Source organism: Solidesulfovibrio carbinoliphilus subsp. oakridgensis (assembly GCF_000177215.2).
GTDB classification, from domain to species: Bacteria; Desulfobacterota; Desulfovibrionia; order Desulfovibrionales; family Desulfovibrionaceae; genus Solidesulfovibrio; species Solidesulfovibrio carbinoliphilus.
On record NZ_CM001368.1, the window covers coordinates 4,061,427 to 4,086,563 of the forward strand.

The 25,137-nt window shown below is 65.9% G+C and carries 26 protein-coding genes and 1 riboswitch; of the genes, 18 read left to right on the forward strand and 8 right to left on the reverse strand.

The window, feature by feature from the left end; all coding sequences use genetic code 11:
- The first annotated feature begins 12 nt into the window (after nucleotides 1–12).
- Nucleotides 13–1,272 (forward strand): sulfite exporter TauE/SafE family protein, encoded by a 1,260-nt coding sequence (locus DFW101_RS17935; RefSeq protein ID WP_009182933.1) that lies wholly within the window; start codon nucleotides 13–15, stop codon nucleotides 1,270–1,272.
- 3 nt (nucleotides 1,273–1,275) lie between these two features.
- Nucleotides 1,276–1,989 carry a hypothetical protein gene (locus DFW101_RS17940; protein WP_009182934.1) on the forward strand — a complete coding sequence of 238 codons (714 nt, stop codon included), beginning with the start codon at nucleotides 1,276–1,278 and terminating at the stop codon, nucleotides 1,987–1,989.
- A 312-nt stretch (nucleotides 1,990–2,301) separates the two neighbouring features.
- On the opposite strand, the gene DFW101_RS17945 is transcribed toward DFW101_RS17940, so the two are convergent.
- Complete coding sequence (locus DFW101_RS17945; RefSeq protein ID WP_009182935.1) at nucleotides 2,302–2,700, reverse strand: response regulator; 399 nt, start codon at nucleotides 2,698–2,700, stop codon at nucleotides 2,302–2,304.
- 212 nt (nucleotides 2,701–2,912) lie between these two features.
- On the opposite strand from DFW101_RS17945, the gene DFW101_RS17950 reads away from it, so the two are divergent.
- The 3 genes from DFW101_RS17950 to DFW101_RS17960 all read left to right on the forward strand — a co-directional run bounded on the left by DFW101_RS17950 (nucleotide 2,913) and on the right by DFW101_RS17960 (nucleotide 5,193).
- The gene (locus tag DFW101_RS17950) at nucleotides 2,913–3,191 is read left to right on the forward strand and encodes a hypothetical protein (protein WP_009182936.1); all 279 of its coding nucleotides are present in this window, start codon (nucleotides 2,913–2,915) and stop codon (nucleotides 3,189–3,191) included.
- A gap of 109 nt (nucleotides 3,192–3,300) precedes the next feature.
- Entirely contained in the window at nucleotides 3,301–4,086 is a 786-nt protein-coding gene (locus DFW101_RS17955; RefSeq protein ID WP_009182937.1) for an HD domain-containing protein, read from the forward strand.
- A gap of 15 nt (nucleotides 4,087–4,101) precedes the next feature.
- A complete protein-coding gene (locus DFW101_RS17960) occupies nucleotides 4,102–5,193 on the forward strand; it encodes a tetratricopeptide repeat protein (protein ID WP_009182938.1) in 1,092 nt (363 codons plus the stop codon).
- Nucleotides 5,194–5,503: 310 nt separating this feature from the next.
- On the opposite strand, the gene DFW101_RS17965 is transcribed toward DFW101_RS17960, so the two are convergent.
- From DFW101_RS17965 to DFW101_RS17975, 3 genes are all read right to left on the reverse strand, one after another.
- On the reverse strand, nucleotides 5,504–6,409 hold the full coding sequence (locus tag DFW101_RS17965) for an OmpA/MotB family protein (protein WP_009182939.1): 906 nt from the start codon (nucleotides 6,407–6,409) through the stop codon (nucleotides 5,504–5,506).
- Nucleotides 6,410–6,473: 64 nt separating this feature from the next.
- A complete protein-coding gene (locus DFW101_RS17970) occupies nucleotides 6,474–7,268 on the reverse strand; it encodes a motility protein A (protein ID WP_009182940.1) in 795 nt (264 codons plus the stop codon).
- Complete coding sequence (locus tag DFW101_RS17975) at nucleotides 7,265–8,470, reverse strand: Crp/Fnr family transcriptional regulator (protein ID WP_009182941.1); 1,206 nt, start codon at nucleotides 8,468–8,470, stop codon at nucleotides 7,265–7,267. Before DFW101_RS17975 ends, DFW101_RS17970 begins: the two co-directional genes overlap by 4 nt.
- A gap of 170 nt (nucleotides 8,471–8,640) precedes the next feature.
- Here DFW101_RS17975 and DFW101_RS17980 point away from each other — a divergent pair, with 170 nt between their 5' ends.
- The 4 genes from DFW101_RS17980 to DFW101_RS17995 all read left to right on the forward strand — a co-directional run bounded on the left by DFW101_RS17980 (nucleotide 8,641) and on the right by DFW101_RS17995 (nucleotide 12,289).
- Complete coding sequence (locus DFW101_RS17980; protein ID WP_009182942.1) at nucleotides 8,641–9,435, forward strand: iron-sulfur cluster-binding protein; 795 nt, start codon at nucleotides 8,641–8,643, stop codon at nucleotides 9,433–9,435.
- Nucleotides 9,432–10,358 carry a dihydroorotate dehydrogenase gene (locus DFW101_RS17985; RefSeq protein WP_009182943.1) on the forward strand — a complete coding sequence of 309 codons (927 nt, stop codon included), beginning with the start codon at nucleotides 9,432–9,434 and terminating at the stop codon, nucleotides 10,356–10,358. The genes DFW101_RS17980 and DFW101_RS17985 overlap by 4 nt, the downstream gene beginning before the upstream one ends.
- A gap of 321 nt (nucleotides 10,359–10,679) precedes the next feature.
- Complete coding sequence (locus DFW101_RS17990) at nucleotides 10,680–11,903, forward strand: ammonium transporter (protein WP_009182944.1); 1,224 nt, start codon at nucleotides 10,680–10,682, stop codon at nucleotides 11,901–11,903.
- Between the two features lie 47 nt (nucleotides 11,904–11,950).
- The gene (locus tag DFW101_RS17995; protein WP_009182945.1) at nucleotides 11,951–12,289 is read left to right on the forward strand and encodes a P-II family nitrogen regulator; all 339 of its coding nucleotides are present in this window, start codon (nucleotides 11,951–11,953) and stop codon (nucleotides 12,287–12,289) included.
- Between the two features lie 75 nt (nucleotides 12,290–12,364).
- Here the strand turns inward: DFW101_RS17995 and DFW101_RS18000 are convergent, their stop codons facing one another.
- The 3 genes from DFW101_RS18000 to DFW101_RS18010 all read right to left on the reverse strand — a co-directional run bounded on the left by DFW101_RS18000 (nucleotide 12,365) and on the right by DFW101_RS18010 (nucleotide 14,431).
- Nucleotides 12,365–13,018 (reverse strand): tetratricopeptide repeat protein, encoded by a 654-nt coding sequence (locus DFW101_RS18000; protein WP_009182946.1) that lies wholly within the window; start codon nucleotides 13,016–13,018, stop codon nucleotides 12,365–12,367.
- The gene (locus DFW101_RS18005; RefSeq protein ID WP_009182947.1) at nucleotides 13,011–14,123 is read right to left on the reverse strand and encodes an AI-2E family transporter; all 1,113 of its coding nucleotides are present in this window, start codon (nucleotides 14,121–14,123) and stop codon (nucleotides 13,011–13,013) included. The genes DFW101_RS18000 and DFW101_RS18005 overlap by 8 nt, the downstream gene beginning before the upstream one ends.
- A gap of 65 nt (nucleotides 14,124–14,188) precedes the next feature.
- On the reverse strand, nucleotides 14,189–14,431 hold the full coding sequence (locus tag DFW101_RS18010) for a DUF2905 domain-containing protein (RefSeq protein ID WP_009182948.1): 243 nt from the start codon (nucleotides 14,429–14,431) through the stop codon (nucleotides 14,189–14,191).
- Nucleotides 14,432–14,493: 62 nt separating this feature from the next.
- Here DFW101_RS18010 and DFW101_RS18015 point away from each other — a divergent pair, with 62 nt between their 5' ends.
- From DFW101_RS18015 to DFW101_RS18030, 4 genes are all read left to right on the forward strand, one after another.
- On the forward strand, nucleotides 14,494–15,645 hold the full coding sequence (locus DFW101_RS18015; RefSeq protein ID WP_009182949.1) for an aminotransferase class I/II-fold pyridoxal phosphate-dependent enzyme: 1,152 nt from the start codon (nucleotides 14,494–14,496) through the stop codon (nucleotides 15,643–15,645).
- A 113-nt stretch (nucleotides 15,646–15,758) separates the two neighbouring features.
- Nucleotides 15,759–16,502, forward strand: coding sequence for a basic amino acid ABC transporter substrate-binding protein (locus DFW101_RS18020; protein WP_009182950.1), 744 nt, complete (start codon nucleotides 15,759–15,761; stop codon nucleotides 16,500–16,502).
- Between the two features lie 74 nt (nucleotides 16,503–16,576).
- On the forward strand, nucleotides 16,577–17,386 hold the full coding sequence (locus tag DFW101_RS18025) for an amino acid ABC transporter permease (protein WP_009109871.1): 810 nt from the start codon (nucleotides 16,577–16,579) through the stop codon (nucleotides 17,384–17,386).
- Nucleotides 17,373–18,116: an amino acid ABC transporter ATP-binding protein gene (locus tag DFW101_RS18030; protein WP_009182951.1), complete on the forward strand. Its 744-nt coding sequence runs from the start codon at nucleotides 17,373–17,375 to the stop codon at nucleotides 18,114–18,116. The genes DFW101_RS18025 and DFW101_RS18030 overlap by 14 nt, the downstream gene beginning before the upstream one ends.
- Nucleotides 18,117–18,300: 184 nt before the next feature.
- Here the strand turns inward: DFW101_RS18030 and DFW101_RS18035 are convergent, their stop codons facing one another.
- Entirely contained in the window at nucleotides 18,301–19,035 is a 735-nt protein-coding gene (locus tag DFW101_RS18035; protein ID WP_009182952.1) for a Smr/MutS family protein, read from the reverse strand.
- Nucleotides 19,036–19,244: 209 nt separating this feature from the next.
- Here DFW101_RS18035 and DFW101_RS18040 point away from each other — a divergent pair, with 209 nt between their 5' ends.
- The 5 genes from DFW101_RS18040 (at nucleotide 19,245) to thiE (ending at nucleotide 25,108) form a co-directional block, all read left to right on the forward strand.
- Complete coding sequence (locus DFW101_RS18040) at nucleotides 19,245–20,270, forward strand: DnaJ C-terminal domain-containing protein (RefSeq protein WP_009182953.1); 1,026 nt, start codon at nucleotides 19,245–19,247, stop codon at nucleotides 20,268–20,270.
- 18 nt (nucleotides 20,271–20,288) lie between these two features.
- Entirely contained in the window at nucleotides 20,289–20,606 is a 318-nt protein-coding gene (locus DFW101_RS18045; RefSeq protein WP_009182954.1) for a chaperone modulator CbpM, read from the forward strand.
- 66 nt (nucleotides 20,607–20,672) lie between these two features.
- Nucleotides 20,673–23,273, forward strand: coding sequence for an ATP-dependent chaperone ClpB (gene clpB, locus DFW101_RS18050; RefSeq protein ID WP_009182955.1), 2,601 nt, complete (start codon nucleotides 20,673–20,675; stop codon nucleotides 23,271–23,273).
- A gap of 226 nt (nucleotides 23,274–23,499) precedes the next feature.
- A riboswitch (TPP riboswitch) is annotated at nucleotides 23,500–23,600 on the forward strand.
- 66 nt (nucleotides 23,601–23,666) lie between these two features.
- Complete coding sequence (gene thiM, locus DFW101_RS18055; RefSeq protein WP_009182956.1) at nucleotides 23,667–24,467, forward strand: hydroxyethylthiazole kinase; 801 nt, start codon at nucleotides 23,667–23,669, stop codon at nucleotides 24,465–24,467.
- On the forward strand, nucleotides 24,464–25,108 hold the full coding sequence (gene thiE, locus DFW101_RS18060) for a thiamine phosphate synthase (RefSeq protein ID WP_009182957.1): 645 nt from the start codon (nucleotides 24,464–24,466) through the stop codon (nucleotides 25,106–25,108). The genes thiM and thiE overlap by 4 nt, the downstream gene beginning before the upstream one ends.
- The last annotated feature ends 29 nt before the right edge of the window (nucleotides 25,109–25,137 follow it).

Consider the following 25,137-nt stretch of genomic DNA (forward strand, 5'->3'; position numbering starts at 1 on the left):
GAGGAAGCGAAAATGGGGTTCGGCAGACAGGTCTATGAATTCCTCAAGGCGGCGTCCATCGCGCACGCCCAGTGGGACATGGAAGTTTCCACGTCCATTCTTAAGAACAGGAAAAAGCTCCTTTTCCTCATGATCCTGGCCCTGCCCATCCTGGCAGTGTCCTTTGTCGAGGCCAGCGACTTCATCGGCAGCAAGACCGCCTACGGGCCGGCCTTCTACACCACCCAGATCTTTCTGGTGTCCATCGCCGTCGGCCTGGCCGCCGGCCTTATCACCGGCTGCATCGGCGCGGGCGGCGGCTTCATCATCACCCCGGCGCTGATGGCCGCGGGCGTCAAGGGCATCCTGGCCGTCGGCACCGACCTCTTTCACATCTTTGCCAAGGCCATCATGGGCACGGCCGTGCACAAAAAGCTCGGCAACGTCTCGGGCAAGCTGGCCATCGCCTTCCTGGTCGGCTCCGGCGGCGGCACGTTCATCGGCGGCGCCATCAACAAGGGCCTTTACAACAAAGATCCGCTCCTTTCCGAATTCTTCATCAGCTCCATCTACGCCGTGCTGCTCGGGTTCCTCGGTTTCTACGCCCTGTTCGACTTCCTGCGGGCCAGCCGCAAGGAGAGCGGCAGCGACGCCCACGGCGGCAGCCACGGCGGACCGGCCGGCGTCACCGGCATGGCGCTCAAGCTGCAAAACCTCAACATCGCCCCCATGATCACCTTCGACGAGGACTTCGTGCCCGGCGGCAAGCGGATCTCGGGCTGGATCGTGGCCGCGGGCGGCATGATCGTCGGCATCCTGGCCGCGCTCATGGGCGTCGGCGGCGGCTTCGTCACCTTCCCCATGTTCGTCTACGTCTTCGGCGTGTCCTCCATGACCACGGTCGGCACGGACATCCTCCAGATCATCTTCACCGCCGGCCTCGGCGCCATCGCCCAGTACGCCATCTACGGCTACGTGTTCTACACCCTGGCCATGGGCATGCTGCTCGGTTCGCTTTTGGGCATCCAGGTCGGGGCCCTGACCACCAAGGTGGTCAAGGGCATCCACATCCGCGGCTTTTACGCCATGTCCATCATCGCCGGCTTCATCAACCGGGTGGCCACCCTGCCCAAGAAGTTCGTGGAACTCGAATACCTGAACATGTCCAAGGAACTGGTCAACGGCATCGAATACGTCGGCAACATCGTGTTCTGGATCGTGGTCGCCCTCTTCGGCGCGTGGGTCATCGGCAAGTTCATCGTCAATATCGGCGCCTTGCGCCAGGAGGGATAAGGCATGCTTATCAGGGATAAAAAGCTCTTTGCCAAGGGCGCGATGTTGATGCTGTCCTTTCTCGTGGTCTTCCTGCTCATCTTCTCACCGATCTTCCCGGGCGGGGTGAACGGACTGCATTTCTCCGACGACCTTTTCAACAAGCTGTCCAAGGGATCGTCCTACTTCATTCCCGAGGTTGCCAAGGCTGTGAAGCCGTTTGAAGGCAAGCAGATCAGTGTCGAGGTGAAGCCCAAAAGCGCCGAGGACCTGAAGATCGCCCAGGCGCTTCTGGCCAAGGTCGGCGCCACGGCCGAGGTCAAGGGCGAAATGCTGGGCGTTTCCTGCGACCTCGGCGCCATACTCGGCAAGGTCGTGGCCGACGCCGACCTGCTCTACAAGGACGACGCCAAACCCCTGACCGACGCCTACGGCATGGACGGCAAGGTGGCCATGAAGGGCTGGTGGTCGTTGCTCTCCTCCATGATCAAGCCGCTGCAAAAGGCCAAGCAGATCGAGGAAGCCAACGTCGTCAATATGGTCAACCAGAAGGCCATCGAACCGGCCTACAACTTCTACGGCATCCCGGCCGAGAGTATCATGACCAAGATCCCGACCGTGGCCGGTCTGCTCATCTTCTACGTCCTCTACACCATGTGGTATGGCTATGCCATTTTCGACATGTTCGGCGGCATAGGCCTGTCCATGAGCAAGTCCAAGATCAAGAAGGAAGCGTAACCCCCGCCTTCCTCTCCGGCGACACCCCGGCCCGCTGCAGCGGGCCGGGGTGTCGTTTTTTTTGCGCGCACCAAAAGCGGGAAGCCCGCCGGGGCAAGGTGGCCGGCGCGGCAGGGGCCTCGGAAGCGGGTCAGGCCAGGCAAACCGGCCGGCCCATGCCGTCGCGGCATGCCCGCCGGGACGGGGGCGTGGCCCGGGAACGGGCGGAAAAGCGGGGAGGCAACGGAAGCCGGACGGCACAGGCCGGCCGCCGGCGGCGACGGACCGGCCGGTTCGGGGGAAAGCGAGTCCGGGAATCCCGGGAGGGGGGCGTTATTCGAGGACGCCGAGATTTTTGAGCAGGTGGAGCAGCATGTGCTTGTCGATGGGCTTTGGCACGTAGGAGGTGGCCCCGCCCTTGTAATAGGCTTCCACCACGTTTTTCGGGTCGTCCAGGGCCGTGGTCATGACGACCTTGGCCTCCTTGGCCGGGAGGATGCCCCGTTCCTTTTCGATGGCCCGGATCTTTTTAAGCGCCGTCTGCCCGTCCATCTCGGGCATCATGATGTCCATGCAGATCAGGTCATAGGGATTGTCGTCGTCAAGGGACTGGTTGAAGGCCTGGAGGGCCTCCAGGCCGTTGACCGCGATGTCGACTTCGCCAAAGGGGCCGAGAATCTTCTGGAGGATCTTCCTGCTGGTGAAATCATCCTCGACAACCAACACGCGCATCAATGCCTCCATGACCAGACGTCTTCCCAAAAGGGCCGGCATGGGGCCATTGGGGAGGGGCGCGCGAGGATATTCGCGAAACGCCCAAGTCTGCTTCTTGTAGGCGCAACCCCGGGAAAAGGCAATGCATCCGAGCCCGGCAGGCACCTTGCAACGCGTCAAAATCCCGAGTAAGTCTTAAGAGATGCGCAAATGCGCCTATGGAGCATCTTATGGGTTTTTTCAGCGGCCTGGTGTTTTGGGCCTCGAGCGCCGTGGAACCGAGCTGGCATAAGACCTGGCCGTTCGGCCCGGGACTCGAAGAGGGATTTTTTTCCGTCGTGCTCAAGGGCCTTTTCATCGCGGCCATCCTCGGCGGCATGGCTTGGCTCCTGCGCTTCCTGTTCGGGCCGGGCGGGCCGCTGCGCGACAAGGAGTTCGACGAGCCCGATCCCGAACTCCCGAAGAAGGACGAAAAAAAGGACGGGCACGAAGACCACGACCGGCCCTAGGGTCGGGCCCGCGGAATCCGTGCAGGGGATTTCGAAAGCCACGCCTGGGGACAATTGCTTTTTTTCTTAAAAAAGAAGGTCATGTCTTTTAGGGGACAGGGCACGCGCCATGATTGACCGGCTGCTCGCATGGTTCGATGATTTCGTGGCCGGCTGCGCCATGGCGGAGCCGGCCGATGCCGCGCGCCTGGAACTCAAGCGCCGCCACTGCCGGCTGGTCATGGACGAGGCCCGGGAGCAGGCCCTGGAGTTGAACCTTTCGCCGCGCCTAGTCAGGCTGGCCACCGTGGCCGGACTGGTCCACGACACGGGCAGATTCCCCCAATACCAGCGCTACCGGACCTTCCGGGACGCCGACAGCGCCAACCACGCCGTCCTCGGGGCCATCGCCCTGGCCCGCCACCACGGCCTGGCCGGGCTCCCGGACCGGGACCGCCGGCTCGTGCGCCTGGCCGTCGTCGCCCACAACCGGCGGACCATCCCCCGGGCGGTTCTTGGCGGCGATCCGGAGGCCCTGACGCTTGTCCGCATCGTGCGCGACGCCGACAAGCTCGACATCGCCCGGATCATGATCGAGCATTTCAAGGCTCCAAGCGACAAGGACGACGTGGTCTTCCTCGGCCTCCCCGACATCCCGGACCGCTACAACCCCGACGTCCTCGCCGACATCGAGGCCGGCCGCATCGGGAACTACGCCGCCATGGGCACGACCAACGATTTCGCCCTGCTGCTTTTAAGCTGGATCAACGACATGGCCTTTCCCCGGACCCGGCGGCTTTTCTTCGAGCGCGGCCACGTCCGGGAACTCTTCGACGTCTTGCCCGGCCTGCCGGCCCTTCGCGCCTTCAAGGACCGCTACCACGACCGCTTCGGGCCAAGCGCCCCCGCAGCGTAACACGAGGGCGTCGCCATGGACTATTCCCCGATCCTCTTCGACACCGTGGTCATCGTCACCCGCAACGAGGAGAACGCCCGCCGCGACCGCCGGTCCCTGGCCGCCTTCCGGCCAAGGCGGGTGGAGCAGTTTTCCTCCGGGGAAAAAGCCCTGGAGTTTCTCACCGCCAACCGCACGGACATGGTGCTCCTCGACAGCCAGCTCGACGACATGGAAGGCACCCAGTTCCTGCGCGCCGCCCGCCGCGACCTGCGCCTCAAAGACGTGCCCGTGGTCCTCGTCACCTCGGAGAGCCAGCGCGACAAGGTCCTCGACGCCATCGCCGTGGGCTGCGCCGGCTACATCCTGCGCCCCTACTCCCAGGAGACCTTCACCAAGCATGTCCTGCGCGGCTGCCAAGTCGAACGCGTCACCGAAATCGAGCGCGAGCAGATCGAGGACGCCCGCGAAATGGTGGCCATGGGCAACTTCGACGACGCCATCGAAGCCTTCGAAGAGATCATCTCCGAACAGAACATGGCCCAGAAATACTACGACATGGGCTGCCGCTGCCTGATCCGCCAGAAGTACGGCCAGGCCATCATCGCGTTTAAAAAGGCCATCAAGATAAACGACCTCTTCGCCGAGGCCTACAAGGGCCTGGCCGACGCCTACAAGGGCAAGGGCGAACTGGACGAATTCAAGCGCTATCTCCAGAAGGCGGCTGAGATCCACGCCCAGTTCAACCGCATGGAAGAGACCAAGGAACTGTTCATCGAAGTCCTCAAATACGACCCCAACACCCCCAATCCCTTCAACTCGCTTGGCGTCAAGCTGCGCAAGAGCGGCGACCTGGCCGGGGCCCTCCACGCCTACCAGCAGGCCCTGACCCTCACCCCCCAAGACGAGAACATCCATTTCAACATGTCCAAGGCCTTCTATTTCATGGGCAATACCGAACGGGCACGGGAGTGCGTCGAGAAAGCCCTGGACATCAGTCCCGGCTTCGAGGAAGGCCGCCGGCTCTACCGCAAGCTCGCCGGCCGGGAATTCCCCCGCACCGGCCCCAGTCCCGGGGCAGGGGGCGGTGCGGGGCGACACGAGGCAGAGTCGCTGCGCGACGAGTAGGGGGACGAAGGTCGAGGAGAGGAGGCAGGAGGGGAAGATGCCTCCGGCGGCCGGGGGGATCATCCCCCCCGGACCCCCTGGGCGGGGGAGCGGAAGTTGGGGAAGCGGGTGGCTGGAGGTCGTGGTCGGGTGTACGTCGGTGTGGCCGGAGGAACCGGGCGAGTTTGAAGGAACTTTACGAACAGGCTTTTAAAGAAAAAGCGCCGCCCACTTTCCCATCTCCTCCCACCCGTTCCAACCCCAGTGAGGAGGGTCCGGGAGGGGATCATCCCCTCCCGGCCGCCGGAGGCATCTTTTCTCCTTCCCCCTCTTACGGGCTGACCAAGATGACGACGCGCCGGTTGCGGGCCTGGTTCTCGGCAATGGACCGGCCGGCGGGGTCGGTGTTGGGGGCCACGGGCTGGGTGTCGGCCAGGCCTTCGACGCGCATGTGGCCGGCCGGCACGCCGCCGTCGATGAGGAGGCGGGCCACCCGGCTGGCCCGGGCCGAGGAGAGTTCCCAGTTGGAGGGGTAGAGCCAGGATTCGATGGGGCGGTTGTCGGTGTGGCCTTCGACGGTCACCCTGTAGGGCGTGCCGGACAGGGTGGCGGCGATGTCGCGCAAAAGCGGCAGGCCGCCGGATTTGATGTCCGCGCTGGCCGCGTCGAAGAAGGCCGCGCCGCGCAGGTTCAGTTCCACGCCGTTCTCGCGGGGCAGGATTTCCACCGCGCCGGAGGTGATGTCGAGCTTGCCGGCCAGTTCCTTGCGGATGTCTTCCAGGCTTTTTTTGGTGGGTCCGGTCCGTTCGGCCTCGGGTCCGGCCGGGACGGCCGCGGCTTGGGGCGGGGCGGGCTCGGCCGGTTTGGCCTCGGGCTTGGGCTTTTCGGGTTCGAGCGGCGGCACGGGGTCGCTGGCCAGGGTGGTGTGGCTGACCTTGGAGCGCACGGACGCGGGCTCTGGCGGCGGAGGCGGGGACTTGGGGGCGGCCTGCGGCGCGGGAGCCTTGGGGGGTGCGGGTTGCGGCTCGGGGGCTTTGGGCTTGGAAGCCGGCTTGTCCGGGATCATGGCCTTTTGCATGGAGTCGGCCACCCGCTCGTAGCGGCCGAGGTCCACGTGGGACACGGCCACGAGGAGCAGGAAAAAGCACAGGAGCAGCGTCATCATGTCGGCCATGGAGATCGGCCACAGGTCATCGTCTTCGGGGCGGCGCTTGCGCAGGTCGGAGAGTTTCAGCACGTCGTGTCTTCCTGCTTCGGGGCAGTGCGAGAGGGGGGCGTCGCCTTGGCCTTGGCCGGCGGCATCACGCCTCGACCTCTTCCTTGTCCTTGCGTTCGATGGACGACCAGCGCCTGGTCGGCAGGTAGGCCTTGAGCTTGTCGAGGACGATGGCGGCCGGGGTCTTGTCCTTGATGAAAAGCGTGCCGTCGCGGATGACGCACATGAGGATGATGCGTTCCTCGATCCGTTTTTCCACCTTGATGGCGATGGGCAGGAGGATCAGGTTGGCCAGCAGGATGCCGTAGAGCGTGGTGGTCAGGGCCACGGCCATGTGGGCGCCAAGATTGCCAAGGCCCACACTCATGGACTGCATCATGCCGATCAGGCCGATCAGGGTGCCGATCATGCCATAGGCCGGGGCCAGCTTGGCCATGGTCCGGTAGATGCCGGCCGAGGACAGCTCCTGCTGGTAGGTCTGCTCGATGCGGGTGTCGAGGATCTCCTGGATCTCTTCCCGGGAGTAGCCGTCCACGAGCATCTGGATGGCGCTTTGCAGAAATTCGTTTTCGATGCCGGGCAGGGCTTTTTCCAGGTGGATGGTGCCCCGGGTCGAGGCGTGGCGGGCGATCTCCACGATCTCCTCGATGTAGTTGTCGGTCGGCAGCTCCTCGCGCTTGAGCGCGATGAGGAAGGTGTTGAAAACCCGCATGACCTCTTTGAGGGGGAAGCAGATGAAGGTCGAGGCCAAAGTGCCGCCAAGGACGATGGCCAGGCCCGGGAAGTTGATGAAGACCCCGGCGCTGTCCGTGGACAGGAAGGTGGCGAAGCCGAGGATGGTGATGCCGAAGACGATGCCGATGACGGTGGCGATGTTCACAGGGCGAGTCCCTTGATGGCTTTGATCCGGTCGAGCAATTCCTTCTCCACGTCGGCGGCCTCGTCCTCGTCGCAGCCGGCCAGGGCGGCGGCCTCTTCGCGGACCACGGCGGCGATCTTTTTCGACAGGTTCTTGTAAATCTTCTCGCAGGCCGCCTCGCCGGCCGTGGCCGCGGCCACGGCCACCTTGTGGAAGCCGAGGTTCGAGAAGGCCTCTTGCAAGGTGGCGTTGTCCACGTGGACGATGTCGTCGAGGCATTCGAGATCGGCGGCCGAGAGGCGCGGCTTGCGGGCCTGCTTGAAATAGTCGGGCCCCATCCGCTCGATGTAGGCCATGGTTTGCCCTTTGTGAAAAAAGAAGAGCTCTTCGGGAATCTCGCGGTAGCCGATCTTCTTGTAGAGGATGTCCGGCGTGGTGCCGGCCGCGGCGGCGAAGTCGGGCAGGTCGCAAAATTCCAGGTCCACCTCGAAATCGGGTCGTCCCTTGGCGTCGCGGGCCATGTTTTTGGCCACGGCCAGGAATTTGTCCGCGTCCGGCAGGCGGACGAGTCGGTCTTTGACAAAGGCCGTGCCCGGCTTTTCCGAGCCAAGGACCGGGTCCTTGCGGGTGAAGCTGCCTTTGACGTCGGTTACGGTCACGAGGTGCATCTGCTTTAAGCGGTCGAAGACCGCGTCGATCTCGATCTGGCTGACGAGCAGGATGTCTTTGATGGTGCGGGAAAGCTCGGCGTAGCGCAGTTCCGGGACTTCGGTCCGGCTGGCCGCCTGCCAGGCGAGCGCCGTCACCCGGCACACGGACAGGAAGGGATTGGCGGCCGGCCGGTCGGTGACCCGGGCGGACAGGGCTTTCACCCGGTCGACCAGATAGCCGGCCAGGATCTGGACCGGGCGCGGGCTTTTGAGCAGCATGGTGCGCACGAGGTTCTGGTCGCACACCAGCACCTCGGTGTATTCCAGGGCCTCGGCCGAGCTGCCGCGCGGCTCGCCGGTCATGACCCCCATTTCGCCGACCATCTCTCCCGGTCCGCGTTCGCCAAGACCCACCCGGCGGTTGTTGATCACCCGGTAGACGGCCACCCGGCCGGTCTTCACGATATAGGCCACGTCGCCGGGCTGGCCTTCCTTGAACAGCGTGGCGCCTTTGTGGAAGGTGCGCACCGTCGTGTCGCGCTGCTCGTCCTCGAGGTCGATGTCTCGGCGCATGCGGTTCCTCGTGCGGCCGGCGCGCGTGGCCGGCCGATCGTTGTCGGGGTGCGGCCACACTACGGGCAAGGCCGGTCAAGTTCAAGCGATCCGGGCGTCCGGGACGTCCCTGTTTTACAAGGCCGGGCAAAGGCGGTAAAAGGCGGCACGTTTTCAATGCGAGGTGGCTTGTGGGTATTGCCGGCGCTTGCCGCGACGTGGCCGTCCTGTCCGTCTCCCCGGTGGGGGAAGCGGGCCCGGCCGGCGGCTGTTACATCCTGGAGCTGGAAAATCCGGGCTTGGCCCCGGCCGTGGCCGGCCAGTTCGTCATGGTCCGGCCCAAGGCCTTCGGCACCGATCCGGTCTGGCCGAGGCCCTTTTCCATCTGCCGCCTGACGGCCGAACGGCTGACGCTTTTCGTCCAGGTCTGCGGCCGGGGCACGGACATCCTCTGCCGCCTGCCGGCCGGAGCGGAAGTGACGGTCTGGGGGCCGCTCGGCCAGGGGTTCGCCCTGGAGCCGGATCTGCCGACGGTCATGCTGGCCGGCGGGGTCGGCATCGCGCCCTTTGTGGAATACGCGGCCACGCACCCGAGGCCGGAGAACCTGTCCCTGGTCTTCGGCCACCGCCAGCCGCTTTCCTGCTATCCCTTCGACGATTTGGCCGGACTGGTCGCGGCCCGGGCGTTTCAGGAAAAGACGCCGGCCGACCTGCCGGCCTTTGTGGCGCTTTTGGACGCCACCGTGGCCGCCCATGCCGACGGGCTGGTCCTGGCCTGCGGGCCGCGGCCCTTCCTGGTGACCGTGGCCCGGCTTTGCCGCAAGTACAGCGTCCGGGGTCAGGTGTCGCTTGAAAACCGCATGGCCTGCGGCGTGGGCGGCTGTCTCGGCTGCGTCGAGAAAAACGTCCTTGGCTCCTACGTCCAGACCTGCACCGAGGGTCCGGTCTTCTGGGTCGAGGAACTGGCCCTTTCGGAGGAGGCATGAGCGTGGACACCACCGTTCGCCTGCCGGGGATGCGGCTCAAAAACCCGGTCATGACCGCCTCCGGCACCTTCGGCTACGGCCTGGAATTCGCGCCCTACGGCGACCTGCGGGCCCTGGGCGGCATCGTGGTCAAGGGGCTGTCGCTTGCGCCGCGCCTGGGCAACCCCATGCCGCGCATCGCCGAGACGCCGTCCGGGATGCTCAATGCCATCGGCCTGCAAAACTGCGGCGTGGAAGTCTTTTTGCGCGACAAGCTGCCGCGCCTGCCCCACGCCGCAACGCCGATCATCGCCAACCTCTACGCCTGCGATGCCGACGAATTCGCCGAGCTGGCCGGGGTCCTGTCCAAGGCCGAGGGCGTGGCCGCCCTGGAGGTCAATATTTCCTGCCCCAACGTCAAGGCCGGGGGCATCGCCTTTGGCCAGGACCCGGCCATGGCCGGGCGACTGACCGAGGCCGTCAAAAAGCGGGCCGGGGACAAGCCGGTCTGGGTGAAGCTCTCGCCAAACGTCACCGACATCGTGGCCATCGCCCGGGCGGCCGTGCTCGGCGGGGCCGACGCGCTGACCTGCATCAACACGCTGACCGGCATGAGCGTGGACATCCGGACCCGAAAGCCGCGGCTCGCCAATGGCATCGGCGGCCTGTCCGGCCCGGCCATCAAGCCCGTGGCCCTGCGCTGCGTCTGGCAGGTCTGCCGGGCGGTCTCGGCCCCGGTCATCGCCGTTGGCGGCATAAGCTCCGCCGAGGACGTGCTGGAATTCATGCTGGTCGGGGCCCACGCCGTCCAGATCGGCACGGCCAACTTCATGCGCCCGGACATGGCCTTCCGCATCGCCGAACGGCTGCCGGTGTTGATGGAAGAGCTCGGGATCGGGAGCCTCGACGCCTACCGGGGGACCCTGGCCCTGCCGGGAGCTTAGGAAACCGGGGCTTTGCCCCGGACCCCAGCGGGGGAAGGACTCCCCCGGGCCCCCTGCCTGGGGAGATGTGCGTCCGGTGTATTTCCGAAATTTGTCTATTCGCCCGTTGCGGGAGGCCTTGGGCCTCCCACTTTTGGTTTGTACGCCGGTTTTCCCACGCCGCGCCGGCCACATCCCGCCTTTGCCCGGACAACGCCCGCTATCCTGTCGCAAACCCGACAAGAATTCGGCCCCAAAGGCCTTCCGTGTTAACATTCTCGTGAATTTGCTCCAAGCCTTTCGCCGTGTTAGAAGCCCACCAAACATTTTTGGGGGGGCGACATGCTTCAAAGTGGCGACACGGCCTTTGTCCTGGTCAGCGCGGCCCTTGTGCTGCTCATGATTCCGGGACTGGCCCTTTTTTACGGCGGCATGGTGCGCAAGAAAAATGTGCTCGGCACCATCATGCAAAGCTTCATCCTCATTTCCCTGGTCACCTTCGAGTGGGTCTACCTCGGCTATTCCATGTCCTTTGGTCCGGACAGCCACGGCCTCATCGGGTCCTTGGCCTGGGTGGGCCTCGGCGGCGTGGGCGCGGCCCCCAACCCGGACTACGCGGCCACCATCCCCCACATCGCTTTTGCCATGTTCCAGTGCATGTTCGCGGCCATCACCCCGGCGCTCATCACCGGGGCCGTGGCCGAGCGGATGCGCTTTGGCCCCTTTCTGCTCTTTTCCCTGGCCTGGACCATCCTGGTCTATAATCCGGTCTGCCACTGGGTCTGGGGCAACGGCGGCTGGCTGAAGGCAATGGGCGTCCTCGATTTCGCCGGCGGCATCGTGGTCCATCTGACCTGCGGCGCGGCCGCCCTGGCCGCCGTCCTGGTGACCGGACCCCGAAAGGACCATGGCAAGCACCAGATCGTGCCCCACAACCTGCCCATGACCCTTCTCGGCACGGGTCTTTTGTGGTTCGGCTGGTTCGGCTTCAACGCCGGCAGCGCGCTGGCCGCCGACGGCGTGGCCGCCGGGGCCTTTGCCGCCACCCATCTGGGCGGCATGGCCGGCATGGCCACCTGGTCGGCCGTCGAGTGGTGGCACCGGGGCAAGCCCACGACCCTCGGCGCGGCCTCGGGCGCGGTGGCGGGCCTGGCCACCATCACCCCGGGCGCGGGCTTCGTCGCCCCGGGCGCGGCTGTCGCGATCGGCATGGTGGCCGGCCTGGTCTGCTACGGGGCCGTGCTGTTAAAGGCCCGGCTGCGTTTCGACGACAGCCTGGACGTGGTCGGCATCCACGGCGTCGGCGGCGTGCTCGGCACGCTGCTCGTCGGCCTGCTGGCCCAGAAGCTGGTCAACCCGGCCGGGGCGGACGGGCTTTTCTACGGCAATCCCCACCAGCTCCTGACCCAGGTCCTGGCCATTGCCGTGGTCGGGGTCTTTGCCTTTGCCGTCAGCTGGATCATTCTCGCGGTCCTAAAGGCCACGATGGGCCTGCGTCTCGAACCCCAGGCCGAGACCATCGGGCTCGACCTCTCGGAACACACCGAAGCCGCCTACGGCGAATAGCGGCCAACCTTCCGCCGACGCCCGGCGTCGCCATCTGGGAGCCTTGCATGAAACGCATCGAAGCCATCGTCCGGCCTTTCAAGCTCGATGATGTGAAAGAGAAACTGACGGAAATGGGCATCCGGGGCATGACCGTGGACGCGGTCAAGGGGTTCGGCCGGCAGCGCGGCCACACCGAGGTCTACCGGGGCGCGGAATACACCATTGATTTTGTGCCCAAGGTCAAAATCGAGCTGGTGGTGGAGGACGCGGACGTGCCCCGGCTGGTGGCGGCCATCCGCGAGGCGGCCCATACGGGCGAAATCGGGGACGGCAAGATCTTCGTCATTCCCCTTGGCGACGCCGTGCGCATCCGCACCGGAGAAACCGGCGGCAGCGCCTTATAGCGAGGGGGCCGCGCGCGAGCGGGCTTTGGCGGCCGGGACAGGGGCCCGGCCGCCGGCAGAGGCGTCGGCGGGCGATCAGCCCCCCCGGCGCATTCCCGGCAGGACGCTGCGTTTGCCCGGCGTCCAGTTGCGGGCCATGGCCTGGATGGAGTCGATCTGGCGCTGGGAGAGCATGGCCTGGATCTGGTCGCGAAGGCCCAAGGCCCCGGCCTTGTCCTCGGCCGGCAGATCGGACGCGCCAACGGCCAGCAGGGACCAGAAATAGGCCTTGACCGGATTTCGCGACACGCCCTTGCCGTAGAGGTAGAGGGTGGCGAGGAGATACTGGGCCCCGCCCTTGCCGGCCAGCCCCGCCTCGGTCAGGAGCCGCGCCGCCTCCTCGAAATTCTGGGCCACGCCCTGGCCGGAATAGTAGAGCTTGCCCAGGCAATACTGGCCGTCGGCATTGCCCTGGGCCGCCGACTTCCGGAACCACTCGGCCGCCTGGGCCAGATCCTGGGACGTTCCCTGGCCGATGTAGTACATGGCCGCCACCTGGTTTTGGACCGTGGCGTCGCCGGCCGTGGCCAGGGGCAGGAATTCCTCCAGGGCCCGGGCGTAGTCGCCGTCGCGGTAGGCCTGCTTGCCTTCCTCCAGGCCGGCCGTGGCCGGGGCCGCCAGCCCCAGGCACAGGACGAGCGCCAGCGCGGTCGGCGCTGCCGCGAAAAATCGCCGCACCCGATCAGGCATCGCCGCCGCCTTCTCCCCACTCCTTTTTCACGGCCGGCGGCAGGGCGTCCTTGTGCGAGGCATCCAGGTCCGAGCCGAGGATGACGTGGCGCAGGAGGAAGACCGAGACCGGGACGCCGAGGACCATGCCCCACAACCCGAAGAGCTTGTGGCCGACGTAGAGGATGACCAGCGTGAGCAGCGGGCTGATCTTGAACATGGCGGCCACGATGCGGGGGTTTAAGACATAGGTTTCGATGGTGTGCACGAGGATGATCATGACGATGGCCCAAACGGCGTGGCCGGGGCTGACGGTGTTGACGGCCACGAGCACGATGGGGGCCGAGGAAATGAACGTGCCGAGGACCGGGATCAGGCCGCAGAAAAAGACCACCGTGGACAGGAGCATCACCGGCTGGATGCCGAGGATCACGAGCCCGATGGCCGTCAGGATGGTGTTTAAGGCGGCGATCATCATCTGGGCCCGGAAGCCCATGCCGACCACCACGGCGAACCGGATCACGCTGCGGGCGGTCACGTCGTAGATGTCGCGCAGCCGCGAGTCCCGAAGGGCGATGGTGCGGGCGCGCAGGTTCGGGAAGTCGAGCATGATGAGGAAGCTGAAAAGCGTGCCAAGGAGAAACGTCGAGATGTAGGTGGTGATCTGGTTGAACGAATTGACCGCGATGACGAAAAGGGTTTCCGCCTTGACCCCGACCAGGGCTTCGAGGGCCAGGTAGTCCTTGATCTTGGAGATGGGCGCGGCCATGTCCGGGGCCAGCCAGGCCCAGGCATCCAGGCGCTGGCGCAGGGTCTCCAGGGTGTCGGGCAGCTTTTTCAGGAAGGCCGTGGACTCGGAGCCGAGCTTGGGCAGGACCGAGGAGGCGATGGTCAGGACCATGGCCACGAAAATGAGGTAGACGACCACGGCCCACAGGGTGCGCGGCAGTTTGGTCCGGGCGGCCAGCCGCTCGATGGGGCCGTTGAAGAGAAAGCACAGGATGTAGGTGATGAACACCAGGCCAAACAGGCCGTAATAGCTGGCCAGCCAGACAAGACCGAAAAAGGCGGCCCAAATGGCCAACGTCTTGTTGGTGCGCAGGATCTGGGCGATGTCGAATGGCATAGGAGGGGAGGGCTAGCACAAAACCGGTCGGGCCACAATCCGGCCGGCCGGATGTCATGGAAACGTTATTTTCTGAAAATCCACAGGAAGATGGAAACGACGGCGCTGACGACGAGGCAGGTGACCCAGGGGAAATGCACCGAGAACCCCTGGCCGCGCAGGTGGATGTCCCCGGGCAGCCGGCCCAGGGGAAACCGGGACCACAGGCTTTGCCACAGGTCGGTTTTTTCGGCCGCAAGCAGGACGAGGCCCAGGCAGGTCACAGCCAGCCCAAGCAGCACAAGCAGCTTGCCGGGAGATGAAATCATGGGTATGTCCGCTTTCTTTTGCCAAAGCACCGTATCCGGCCCCAAAAAGGATTGCAAACGCCGTGCTGCCTCCCTTTCGCCTGGAACGTTTTTTCGCGGAACATGAATTTTCCGCGCCCCATCTGCTGTGCGCCTCGGACGGCGAAACCCTGACCGTGGCCGAACTGCTCGACCTCGTGCCCGGGGCCGCCGAAGGCCTGGCCCGGCTGCGGCTCGGCTACACCGACTCCCGGGGCGCGCCCGAACTGCGGGCGGCCATCGCCGGCCTCTACGAGACCGTCACGCCCGATGATATCCTGGTCCATGTCGGGGCCGAGGAGGCCATCTACACCTTCATGCGGGCGGCGCTCTCCCCGGGCGACCAGGTGGTGGCCACCACCCCGAGCTACCAGTCCCTGACCGACGTGGCCCGGAGCCTTTCGTGCCGGGTGGCCGCCTGGCGCTGCGATCCGGCCTGGGGCTTCGCCCCGGACATGGCCGAGCTGGATTCCCTCCTGGACGGCCGGGCCAAGGTGCTGGTGGTCAATTTTCCCCACAACCCCACCGGCTACCTGCCGACGCGCGGCGCCTTCGCCGCCATGCTCGAACTGGCCGGGGAGCGCGGGGCCCGGGTCTTTTCCGACGAGGTCTACCGGTTCTCCGAGGCCGACGGCGTGCCGACCCTGCCGGCCGCCTGCGACCTGGACCCCGGGGCCGTGTCCCTTGGCGTCTTGTCCAAATCCTTCGGCCTGGCCGGACTGCGGGTCGGCTGGGTGGCCTGCCGCGACCGGGAGCTCCTCGCCCGCATGGCCACGGTCAAGGACTACCTGTCCATCTGCGGTTCCGGACCCTCGGAATTTTTGGCCGGCTGCGCCCTGGCCGCCCGGGAGCCGCTCCTGGCCCGGATGCGCGCGCTCCTGTCCGGCAACCGGCGGCTCCTGGAGACCTTTTTTCTGGACCGGGCCGATCTGTTCCATTTCGTGGCCCCGCGCGGCGGACTGACGGCCTTTCCGGGGCTGGTCTCCGGGGACGCCGACGCCTTTTGCCGGGAAGCCCTCGAAAAAGCCGGTCTCCTGCTGCTGCCGGGACGCCTCTACGGCGAGGAGTGGCCCGGCCGGTTCCGCATCGGCTTCGGCCGGGCCGATTTCGCCGAAAATCTGGAAAGACTGGCCGGATTTTGCCGAATTTGGAACAGGGGGCCCGCCGGCCGCAACGGCGCGGGACGGTCGAAATAACGGTCCCATGACCTTGAATTTTTGTGTCGTTTCGGACACAAGGATGTGACCCGCAACCCGGTGCCAAGGGACTGTCCCGTAAATTGTACCACATCCAACGAGAGGAGTCTTCCATGGTCAAAAAACTTGCTTTGGCCCTCGTGATCGTCGCCATGGCCGCTTCGGCGTCCCTGGCCAAGACCATTGTCTTCGCCACGGACGCCACCTGGCCGCCCATGGAGTTCGTCAACGCCGACAAGGAAATCACCGGCTACGCCATCGACTACATGAAGGCCGCCGGCAAGGAGGCCGGGTTCACCGCCGAATTCAAGGCCGTGGCCTGGGACGGCATCTTCGCCGGCCTGGCCTCCGGCAAGTACAATGCCATCTGCTCCTCGGTCTCCATCACCGACGAACGCAAGAACACCATGGATTTCTCCACCCCCTATTTCAAGGTCCGCCAGGCCCTGGTCGTTCCGGTCAAGTCCACGGCCAAATGCGTGGACGACATGAAGGGCAAGACCCTTGGCGCCCAGATCAGCACCACCGGCCACTTTGCCATCAAGAAGATGGAAGGCATCAAGGACAAGTCGTATGACGAGGTCGGCCTGGCCTTCGAAGACCTGTACAACGGCCGCATCGACGGCGTGGTCTGCGACGACCCGGTTGCCGCCCAGTACGCCCTGCAGAACGAGAAGTACAAGGGTTCGCTCAAGATCGCCTGCATCGTCGAAGCCGGCGAGGACGAATTCTACGGCATCGCCGTGCAGAAGGGCAACAAGGAAGACCTCGAACTCATCAACAAGGGCATCGAAGCCGTCAAAAGCAAGGGCATCGACAAGCAGCTCCTCGCCAAGTGGATCGGCGGCGGCAAATAAGTCCGCCTCCTGGCATTCAGACGGCGTCCGCCGGCTTTTTCCAGCCGGCGGACGCGCCAATCGGAAAGAGTCGCATGAACAAACAAGGCAAGGTTGTCGTGGAAGAGACGCCCGTCGTCATCGATGTCGGCGACGGGGCCGCCATTCCCAAACCCTCGGACAAAGGACTGGTTTCGGCCTGGCGCATCTCGTTTGTCGGCGCGCTGCTCGTGCTTGGCGCGCTGCTCTATTTCAAGCCGGATCCCTACCTGCGCATCTTCAAATTCGTGCCGGACGGCATCCTGGTCACCTTCCAGGTCACGGTCTGCTCCATCGCCCTGGCCCTGGTCTTCGGCCTCGTCACCGGCCTGGGACGGATTTCGCGCAACAAGCACATAAACCTCATCGCCTCGACCTACGTCGAGATCGTGCGCGGCGTGCCGCTGCTCGTGCAGCTTTTTTACATCTACTACGCCCTTGGCCGCTTCGTGCACGTCCCGGACCTGCTCGCCGCCGTCCTCTCCATGAGCGTGTGCTACGGCGCCTACATGGGCGAGGTCTTCCGGGCCGGCATCATCGCCATTCCCGTGGGCCAGACCGAGGCCGCCCGGTCGCTCGGGTTCAACCGGGCCCAGACCATGTACCACGTCATCCTGCCCCAGGCCTGGCGCACCATCCTCCCGCCGGTCGGCAACGAATTCATCGCCCTTTTAAAAGACACCTCCCTGGTCTCCATCCTCGGCGTGGCCGACCTCCTGCGCCGGGGGCGCGAATACGCTTCGGAATCGTTCCAGTACTTCGAAACCTTTACCATGGTCGCCGTGATCTACCTGATCATCACCCTGATCCTCTCCAAGCTCGTGAGCATCATGGAGGAGCGTCTGTCCCACCATGTCAAACGATAACAACCCCATCATCCGCATAAGCGACGTCAGCAAGCGCTTCGACCACGTGACCGCCCTGTCCCACGTCAGCCTGGACGTGGCGAGCGGCGAAAAGGTGGTCATCATCGGTCCGAGCGGCTCGGGCAAATCCACGCTCCTGCGCACGATCAACCGGCTCGAGGACATCAGCGCCGGCAAGGTCGTGGTCGACGGCTTCGATCTCGACGATCCGGCCGTGGACATCAACAAGGTGCGCATGGAAGTGGGCATGGTCTTTCAGAGCTTCAACCTCTTCCCGCACAAGACCGTGCTGCAAAACATCACGCTTGCCCCGATAAAGCTCAAGGGCATGGCCCAGGCCGACGCCGACGCCATGGCGGGCACGCTCCTCGAAAAAGTCGGCATCCTCGAGAAGGCCAACGTCTTCCCGGCCAAACTCTCCGGGGGCCAGCAGCAACGCGTGGCCATCGCCCGGGCCCTGGCCATGAGCCCCAAGATCATGCTCTTCGACGAGCCGACCTCGGCCCTCGACCCGGAAATGATCGGCGAAGTCCTCGACGTCATGGTCAAACTGGCCCGCGAAGGCATGACCATGGTCTGCGTCACCCACGAAATGGGCTTTGCCCGCGAAGTCGCGGACCGCATCGTCTTCATGGACGAAGGGCAAATCCTCGAAATCGCCACGCCGGCCGAATTTTTCGTGAGCCCCAAGCATCCGCGGACCCAGAAGTTTTTAGAGCAGATCCTGTAGACGTCGGCGAGGAAGACGAAGACGAAGATGCCTCCGGCGGCCGGGAGGGGGTCACCCCCTCCCGGACCCACCCGACCCGGAAACGACAAAGGGCGGTCCCATGGCAGGACCGCCCTTTGTCGTTTGTGTCCCCCATTCAGGGGGCCGGGGGGGATGATCCCCCCCGGCCGCCGGAGGCCTCTTCTCACCCGTAGTCGGGCCAGTCCTTTTCGAAGCGGACCTTGCCCTTGGTCTTTTTGAACTTGCGCAAGAGGACGTAGAGGGCCCCGGCGCCGCCGTGGCGGGGGAGCGCCGTGGTGAAGGCCAGGACCACCCGTTTGAGGGGATCGCGGGTCAGCCAGGTCTTGAGTTCTTCCTTGAGCACGGACACGCCGCCCGGCGAGTTGGCCCCCCGGCCGGGGATGACGAGCAGGCAGCGCTTGCCGGCCATGTACTGTTCGCGCACGAAGTGGAGCAGCGAGAGCATGGCCTGGTCGGTGTTGAGGCCGTGGAGGTCGAAGTGGGCTTCGGGCGAGAACTGGCCGGCCCGCAGCTGGCGGTAGACCTTGGGATCGAGGTCCGAGACGAAGCCCTGCACGTATTCGTCGCTGTATTCGAGGGTGAATTCGACCCGGCCGGAGACCAGGTCGTGGAGGGCGGCCAGGGCCTTTTCCTCCTCGTCGGCCGGGGAAGGCGGGGGCGGCGGCGGGGTGACGGGGCGGACGTCGCGGCCCCTGGTTTTTTCCCGGTCCATGGGGGCGACGCCGCTCATGGCCCGGAAGAAGTGCGATTCGTCGACGTCTTCCGGGGTGTCCGGTTTGGAGGCCGAGGAAATCGCTTGGGCCACGATGTCCGGAACGTGTTTTTTCTTGGCGACCTTGACCCCTTTGAGAGCGGCGGCAAAGGGGTGGTGCGCGTCTGGTTTATCCTTTTTCGACATGGCCGGGGAAGCTACCGGCAAGCCCCGGCCTTGGCAAGCGGGCCTGCGAAAGAACCGCCCGGCTATGGCCTTTGCCCGCGCCCTGGTATAAAACGGAAAGGGCCGGCCCCCCGAGGGATAATCATCCGGGATGGTTGACGGAATACGATGCCGACTTATTATGTAAACTTGCCGGAAAACCAGCCGGAATAACGGGAGACAGAGCCCTTATGAGCGTGGAATACAAGGACTATTATAAGCTCCTCGGCGTCTCGAAGACCGCCAGCCAGGACGAGATTTCCAAGGCGTTCAAGAAGCTGGCCCGAAAACACCACCCGGATCTCCATCCCGACGAACCCGAGGCCGAGAAGAAGTTCAAGGAATTCAACGAGGCCTACGAGGTCTTGAAGGACCCGGAGAAGCGCAAGCTCTACGACTCCCTGGGGCCGAACTGGCAGGACGGGCAGAATTTCCGGCGGCCGCCGGGAGCCGAGGGGGCCCAGTACCATTTCGGCGGCGCGGGCGGCCAGCAGTTCGATGCCGGCGCGTTCTCGGATTTTTTCGAGACGGTCTTTGGCGGCGGTTTCAGCCAGGGCGGCGGGGGCGGCCGGACCCGGTTCGAGCGGGGCGGCACGTTTGGCGACTTCGGCGGCGCGGGCGGCTTTGGCGGGGCCGGCGGCTATTCGCGCGGCCCGGCGCGGGGCACGGACGCCAACGCCACCCTCGAACTGACCCTGGAGGAGGCCTACCGGGGCGGGGCCAAGTCCATCACACTCCAGGAGCAGGCCATCGGGCCCGACGGCTCGCCGCGCCTTGGCACCAAGACGCTCAGCGTCAACATTCCGGCCGGGGTGCGCGAAGGCGGCAAGATCCGGTTGTCCGGCCAGGGCAATCCCGGCCGGTCCGGCGGCCAGGCCGGGGACCTCTACCTCAAGGTCAAGATTCTGCCCCATGCCCTTTTCAAGCTCGAGGAGGGCAACGTCATCCTCGACCTGCCGCTGACGCCCTGGGAGGCGGCGCTCGGAGCCAAGGTCCGGGTGCCGACCCTCGACGGGGCGGTGGAGATGCACATTCCGGCCGGCTCGTCGTCCGGCCGCAAGTTGCGGCTGGCCGGCAAGGGCCTCGGCGGCCGGGGCCAGCGCGGCGACCAGCTCGTGCGGCTCATGGTCGCGGTGCCGCCAAGCGTCACGGACGAGGAGCGCGCGCTCTGGGAGCAGCTGGCCGCGGCCTCGGATTTCAGTCCCCGGTCGTTTTAGCGCCCAAGCGAGGTCGTTATGGACATCAAGCAAGTCATCACCGTCGCCACCGTGCCCGCCCGCTCCGAACGCCTGAGTTTCGCCCAGCTCCAGGAATTGACGGGCCTTGATCCGACTGTTGTGGGCGAATTGATCGAACTCGGCTGGATAACTCCGGAACGCACCCTGGCCGATGCCTATTTGTTTCGACCACGGGATGTTTATAGATTGCGAAAACTTGATCGCATTTGCCGCGATTTCGAGTTGCCGCTCCTTGGGGCCAGCATCGTGGTCGATCTTTTGGAGCGCATTGAGCGCCTGGAGAACAAGGTTCGGGAGCTCAACCGGCTGCTGTAATATTTTTCGTATTGCCTTCGGCGCAAGCGTCCTTATCTTTGTCGCAGTCACGGAGGAGGATACTACATGGATCTCAACAAGTTCACCCAGAAATCCCAGCAGGCCATCGGCGAGGCCCAAGCCGTGGCCGTGCGCATGGGCCAGCAGCAGGTCGACGCCGAGCACCTGCTCTATGCCCTCCTGACCCAGGAGCAGGGGCTGGTGCCGCGCATTCTGGAGAAGGCCGGCTATGCGCCCGATACCTACCTGGCCGAGCTCGAACGCGCCCTTGGCAAGCTGCCCCGGGTCAGCGGCCCGGGGTCGAGTCCGGGGCAGGTCTACGTCACCCCGCGCCTCAATGAGATGCTGGTCAAGGCCCAGGATCTGGCCAAGCACCTCAAAGACGAATACGTCAGCGTCGAACACCTGTTCCTGGCCTTTTGCGACGAGCCGCCCTCGACCATGGCCGGCCAGATCAACAAGGCCCTTGGCATCGATAAAAACCGCGTTTTGGCGGCCCTCAGTGAAATCCGGGGCGGCCAGCGCGTCACTTCGGCCGATCCCGAAGGCACCTACGAGGCCCTGGCTAAATACGGCCGGGATCTGGTCGATGCCGCCAAAAAGGGCAAGCTCGACCCGGTCATCGGCCGGGACGAGGAGATCCGCCGGGTCATCCGCATCCTGTCGCGGCGCACGAAGAACAATCCCGTGATCATCGGCGAGGCCGGCGTCGGCAAGACGGCCATCGTCGAGGGCCTGGCCATGCGCATCGTCAACCGCGACGTGCCCGAGGGCCTCAAGGACAAGACCATCTTCGCCCTGGACATGGGGGCCCTCATTGCCGGGGCCAAGTACCGGGGCGAGTTCGAGGAGCGCCTGAAGGCCGTGCTCAAGGAAGTGCAGTCGTCCGAGGGCCGCATCCTCCTTTTCATCGACGAGCTCCACACCATCGTCGGCGCGGGCAAGACCGAGGGCTCCATGGATGCGGGCAACATGCTCAAACCCATGCTGGCCCGGGGCGAGCTCCACTGCATCGGCGCGACCACCTTGGACGAGTACCGCAAGTACATCGAAAAGGACCCGGCCCTGGAGCGGCGGTTCCAGCCGGTCTTCGTGGACGAACCCACGGTCGAGGACACCATTTCGATCCTGCGGGGACTTCGGGAGCGGTTCGAGGTCCACCACGGCGTGCGCATCAGCGACTCGGCCATTGTCGAGGCCGCCGTGCTCTCGGCCCGCTACATCGCCGACCGGCAGTTGCCGGACAAGGCCATCGACCTCATCGACGAGGCCGCGGCCCTTATTCGCACCGAGATCGACTCCCTGCCGGCCGAGCTCGACCAGATCAACCGCAAGGTCATGCAGCTCGAGATCGAGCGCGAGGCCCTCAAGCGCGAGACGGACAAGGCCTCGCGGGAGCGCCTGGAGAAGCTCGAGGAGGAGCTGGCCAACCTCAAGGAGGAGCAGGGCGGCTATCTGGCCCAGTGGGAGCGGGAGAAGGGCGCGGTCGATGTGCTGCGGCGCATCAAGGAAGACATCGAAAAGACCCGGCAGGCCATCGAGGAGGCCGAGCGCAACTACGACCTCAACCGGGCGGCGGAGCTGCGCTACGGCCGGCTCTCGGCCCTGGAAAAGGAGCTGGCCGGCCAGGAGGAGGCCATCGGCAAGGCAGCCGGCGGGGCCCGCATGATCCGCGAGGAGGTCGGCCCCGACGACGTGGCCATGGTCATCTCCCGGTGGACCGGCATTCCGGTGACGAGACTCCTCGAGAGCGAGCGCGAGAAGCTCTTGCGCCTCGGCGACCTGCTCCATGGCCGGGTGGTCGGCCAGGACGAGGCGGTGACGGCCGTGGCCGACGCGGTCCTGCGGGCCCGGGCCGGGCTCAAGGACCCGCGACGCCCCATCGGCTCGTTCATTTTCCTCGGGCCGACCGGCGTCGGCAAGACCGAGCTTTGCAAGACCTTGGCCGCAGCGCTCTTCGACACCGAGGACAACATGATCCGGCTCGACATGTCCGAGTACATGGAGCGGCACACGGTGGCGAGGCTGATCGGCGCCCCTCCGGGCTACATCGGCTACGACGAGGGCGGCCAGCTGACCGAGGCCGTGCGCCGAAAGCCCTACAGCGTGGTCCTTTTCGACGAGATCGAGAAGGCGCACAGCGACGTGTTCAACACGCTGCTCCAAATCCTCGACGACGGCCGGCTGACCGACAGCCACGGCCGGACCGTGGATTTCAAGAACACGATCATCATCATGACCTCGAACCTCGGGGCCCAGCATCTGCTGGAGGGCATTGATCCGTCGGGGGCGTTTCTGCCGGGTGTGACCGAGGCGGTCATGAACACCTTGCGCGGGCACTTCCGGCCGGAGTTTTTAAACCGGGTGGACGAGATCGTACTCTTCAAGCCGCTGTTGCGCGGCCAGATCGCGGCCATTGTCGAGCTCATGCTCGGCGGCCTGCGGGCCAGGCTCGCCGACCGCAAGATCAGCCTGGTCCTGTCCGACGCGGCCAAGGCCTTCATCGCCGAGACGGCCTACGATCCGGTCTTCGGGGCCAGGCCGCTGCGGCGCTACCTGCAGGCCCACGTGGAGACGCCCCTGGCCAAGGCCCTTATCGGCGGCCAAGTGGCCGACGGCCAGACCGTCACCGTGGATGTGCGCGACGAGGCACTGGTGTTCGTATAAAAGGAAGAGGAAGACCGGGGCTCTGCCCCGGACCCCGCCGGGAGGGGGTCACCCCCTCCCGGACCCACCCGACCCGGAAAACGACGAAGGGCGGTCCCCAAACGGGGCCGCCCTTCGTCGTTTTCCTCCGTCCAGGGGGTCCGGGGGATGATCGCCCCCGGCCGCCGGAGGCCTCTTCCTCTCTCCAGTGCCGGCTTGCCAGGGCCAAAGCGACCGGCTACGGTCCGGCGTCCGATTGGGGTGCCGCGTCCCGGGGGCGCGGCTGAGAGCATACCCATGGAACCTGACGCGGCTCGTACCGCCGGAGGGAATTCGGATGCCCGCCCGCCCGTTTCCCCCTGCGCTCCGACCGTCACGGCCGCCCGGCCGCCACCGCCAACACGGGATACTGCCATGCCCCTTGCCGCTGCCGCCTTTGCCGACCTTGGCCGCATCCGCGACGAAAATCCGCTCGTGGTCAACATCACCAACTCGGTCGTCACCAACACCACGGCCAACGCCCTCTTGGCGCTTGGGGCCTCGCCGGCCATGACCCACCATCCGGCCGATGCCGCCTCCCTGGCCGGACTGGCCCGGGCCGTGGTCTGCAACATGGGCACGCCGGGCGAAGAGGACGTGGCCAGCATGCTGGCCGCCAGCCGGGCGGCGGACGCGGCCGGGGTGCCGGTGGTCTTCGACCCGGTGGCCGCCGGCGCCACACCCTGGCGGCGCGAGGTGGCGAGGCGCGTCCTTGACGCCGGGCCGGTGGCCGCCATACGCGGCAACGCCTCGGAAATCCTGTCCCTGGCCGGCGAGGAGGCCGCCTCGCGCGGCGTGGACAGCCTGCAAGGGAGCCTCGAAGCCGTGGACGCCGCCGCCGCCCTGGCCCGAAACCGGTCCTGCGTGGTCTGCGTCAGCGGCGCGGTGGACGTGGTGACGGACGGGGAAAAACGCCTGGAGCTGGCCGGCGGGCATGTGATGATGACCCGGGTGACGGGCCTTGGCTGCACGGCCACGGCCCTTGTCGGCGCGTTTCTGGCGGTCAACGGCGACGCCTTTGCCGCCACGGTCCACGCCATGGCCGTCATGGCGGCCACCGGCTCCCTGGCCGCAGCCGGCGCGACCGGTCCGGGGAGCTTGGCCGTCCGGTTTCTGGACACGTTGTATTCCCTGGCCGAGGCGGACCTCCGGGCCGGGGCCCGGGTGGCGTCGTGAGCCGGCCGCGTTTGGACCTCGGCCTCTACCTGGTCACGGACCGGCCGGCGCTTTTGGGCCGCGACCTTCTGGACGTGGTGGGGCAGGCCGTGGCCGGCGGGGCGGGCCTGGTGCAGTTGCGGGAGAAGACGGCATCCACACGGGAGTTCGTGGAGCTGGCCCGGGCCGTGGCCGGCATCCTCCGGCCGCGCGGGGTGCCGCTCCTCATCAACGACCGGGTGGATGTGGCCCTGGCCGCCGGGGCGGACGGGGTGCACGTGGGCCAGGACGACATGCGCCCGGCGGACGTGCGGGCCATCCTCGGGCCGGACGCCCTCATCGGGCTGTCAGTCACGGGCGAGGCCGAGGCCCGGGCGGCCCGGGGCGAGCCCGTAGACTACCTCGGGGCCGGCCCGGTCTTCGCCACGGCCACCAAGCCCGATGCCGGCGCGGCCCAGGGCCTGGCCGGTCTTGCCGCCATGATCGCCCTGGCCGAGGTGCCGGTGGTGGCCATCGGGGCCATCACCAGCGCCAATGCCGCCTCGGTCCTCGATCAGGGCGCGGCCGGCTTGGCCGTGGTCTCGGCCATCTGCTCGGCGCCCAATCCCAGGGAAGCCGCCGCAAGACTGCGGCGGATCGTGGACGGTGTTCGTCCCGGGTGAGACGGAGGGAAGAGGCCTCCGGCGGCCGG

Bases quoted from the DNA above. Each gene is read 5' to 3' on its own strand.
- DFW101_RS17935 (WP_009182933.1), top strand. From the start codon at position 13: ATGGGGTTCGGCAGACAGGTCTATGAATTCCTCAAGGCGGCGTCCATC.
- DFW101_RS17940 (WP_009182934.1), top strand. From the start codon at position 1,276: ATGCTTATCAGGGATAAAAAGCTCTTTGCCAAGGGCGCGATGTTGATG.
- DFW101_RS17945 (WP_009182935.1), bottom strand. From the start codon at position 2,700: ATGCGCGTGTTGGTTGTCGAGGATGATTTCACCAGCAGGAAGATCCTC.
- DFW101_RS17950 (WP_009182936.1), top strand. From the start codon at position 2,913: ATGGGTTTTTTCAGCGGCCTGGTGTTTTGGGCCTCGAGCGCCGTGGAA.
- DFW101_RS17955 (WP_009182937.1), top strand. From the start codon at position 3,301: ATGATTGACCGGCTGCTCGCATGGTTCGATGATTTCGTGGCCGGCTGC.
- DFW101_RS17960 (WP_009182938.1), top strand. From the start codon at position 4,102: ATGGACTATTCCCCGATCCTCTTCGACACCGTGGTCATCGTCACCCGC.
- DFW101_RS17975 (WP_009182941.1), bottom strand. From the start codon at position 8,470: ATGCGCCGAGACATCGACCTCGAGGACGAGCAGCGCGACACGACGGTG.
- DFW101_RS17985 (WP_009182943.1), top strand. From the start codon at position 9,432: ATGAGCGTGGACACCACCGTTCGCCTGCCGGGGATGCGGCTCAAAAAC.
- DFW101_RS17990 (WP_009182944.1), top strand. From the start codon at position 10,680: ATGCTTCAAAGTGGCGACACGGCCTTTGTCCTGGTCAGCGCGGCCCTT.
- DFW101_RS17995 (WP_009182945.1), top strand. From the start codon at position 11,951: ATGAAACGCATCGAAGCCATCGTCCGGCCTTTCAAGCTCGATGATGTG.
- DFW101_RS18000 (WP_009182946.1), bottom strand. From the start codon at position 13,018: ATGCCTGATCGGGTGCGGCGATTTTTCGCGGCAGCGCCGACCGCGCTG.
- DFW101_RS18005 (WP_009182947.1), bottom strand. From the start codon at position 14,123: ATGCCATTCGACATCGCCCAGATCCTGCGCACCAACAAGACGTTGGCC.
- DFW101_RS18010 (WP_009182948.1), bottom strand. From the start codon at position 14,431: ATGATTTCATCTCCCGGCAAGCTGCTTGTGCTGCTTGGGCTGGCTGTG.
- DFW101_RS18020 (WP_009182950.1), top strand. From the start codon at position 15,759: ATGGTCAAAAAACTTGCTTTGGCCCTCGTGATCGTCGCCATGGCCGCT.
- DFW101_RS18025 (WP_009109871.1), top strand. From the start codon at position 16,577: ATGAACAAACAAGGCAAGGTTGTCGTGGAAGAGACGCCCGTCGTCATC.
- DFW101_RS18030 (WP_009182951.1), top strand. From the start codon at position 17,373: ATGTCAAACGATAACAACCCCATCATCCGCATAAGCGACGTCAGCAAG.
- DFW101_RS18035 (WP_009182952.1), bottom strand. From the start codon at position 19,035: ATGTCGAAAAAGGATAAACCAGACGCGCACCACCCCTTTGCCGCCGCT.
- DFW101_RS18040 (WP_009182953.1), top strand. From the start codon at position 19,245: ATGAGCGTGGAATACAAGGACTATTATAAGCTCCTCGGCGTCTCGAAG.
- DFW101_RS18045 (WP_009182954.1), top strand. From the start codon at position 20,289: ATGGACATCAAGCAAGTCATCACCGTCGCCACCGTGCCCGCCCGCTCC.
- clpB (WP_009182955.1), top strand. From the start codon at position 20,673: ATGGATCTCAACAAGTTCACCCAGAAATCCCAGCAGGCCATCGGCGAG.
- thiM (WP_009182956.1), top strand. From the start codon at position 23,667: ATGCCCCTTGCCGCTGCCGCCTTTGCCGACCTTGGCCGCATCCGCGAC.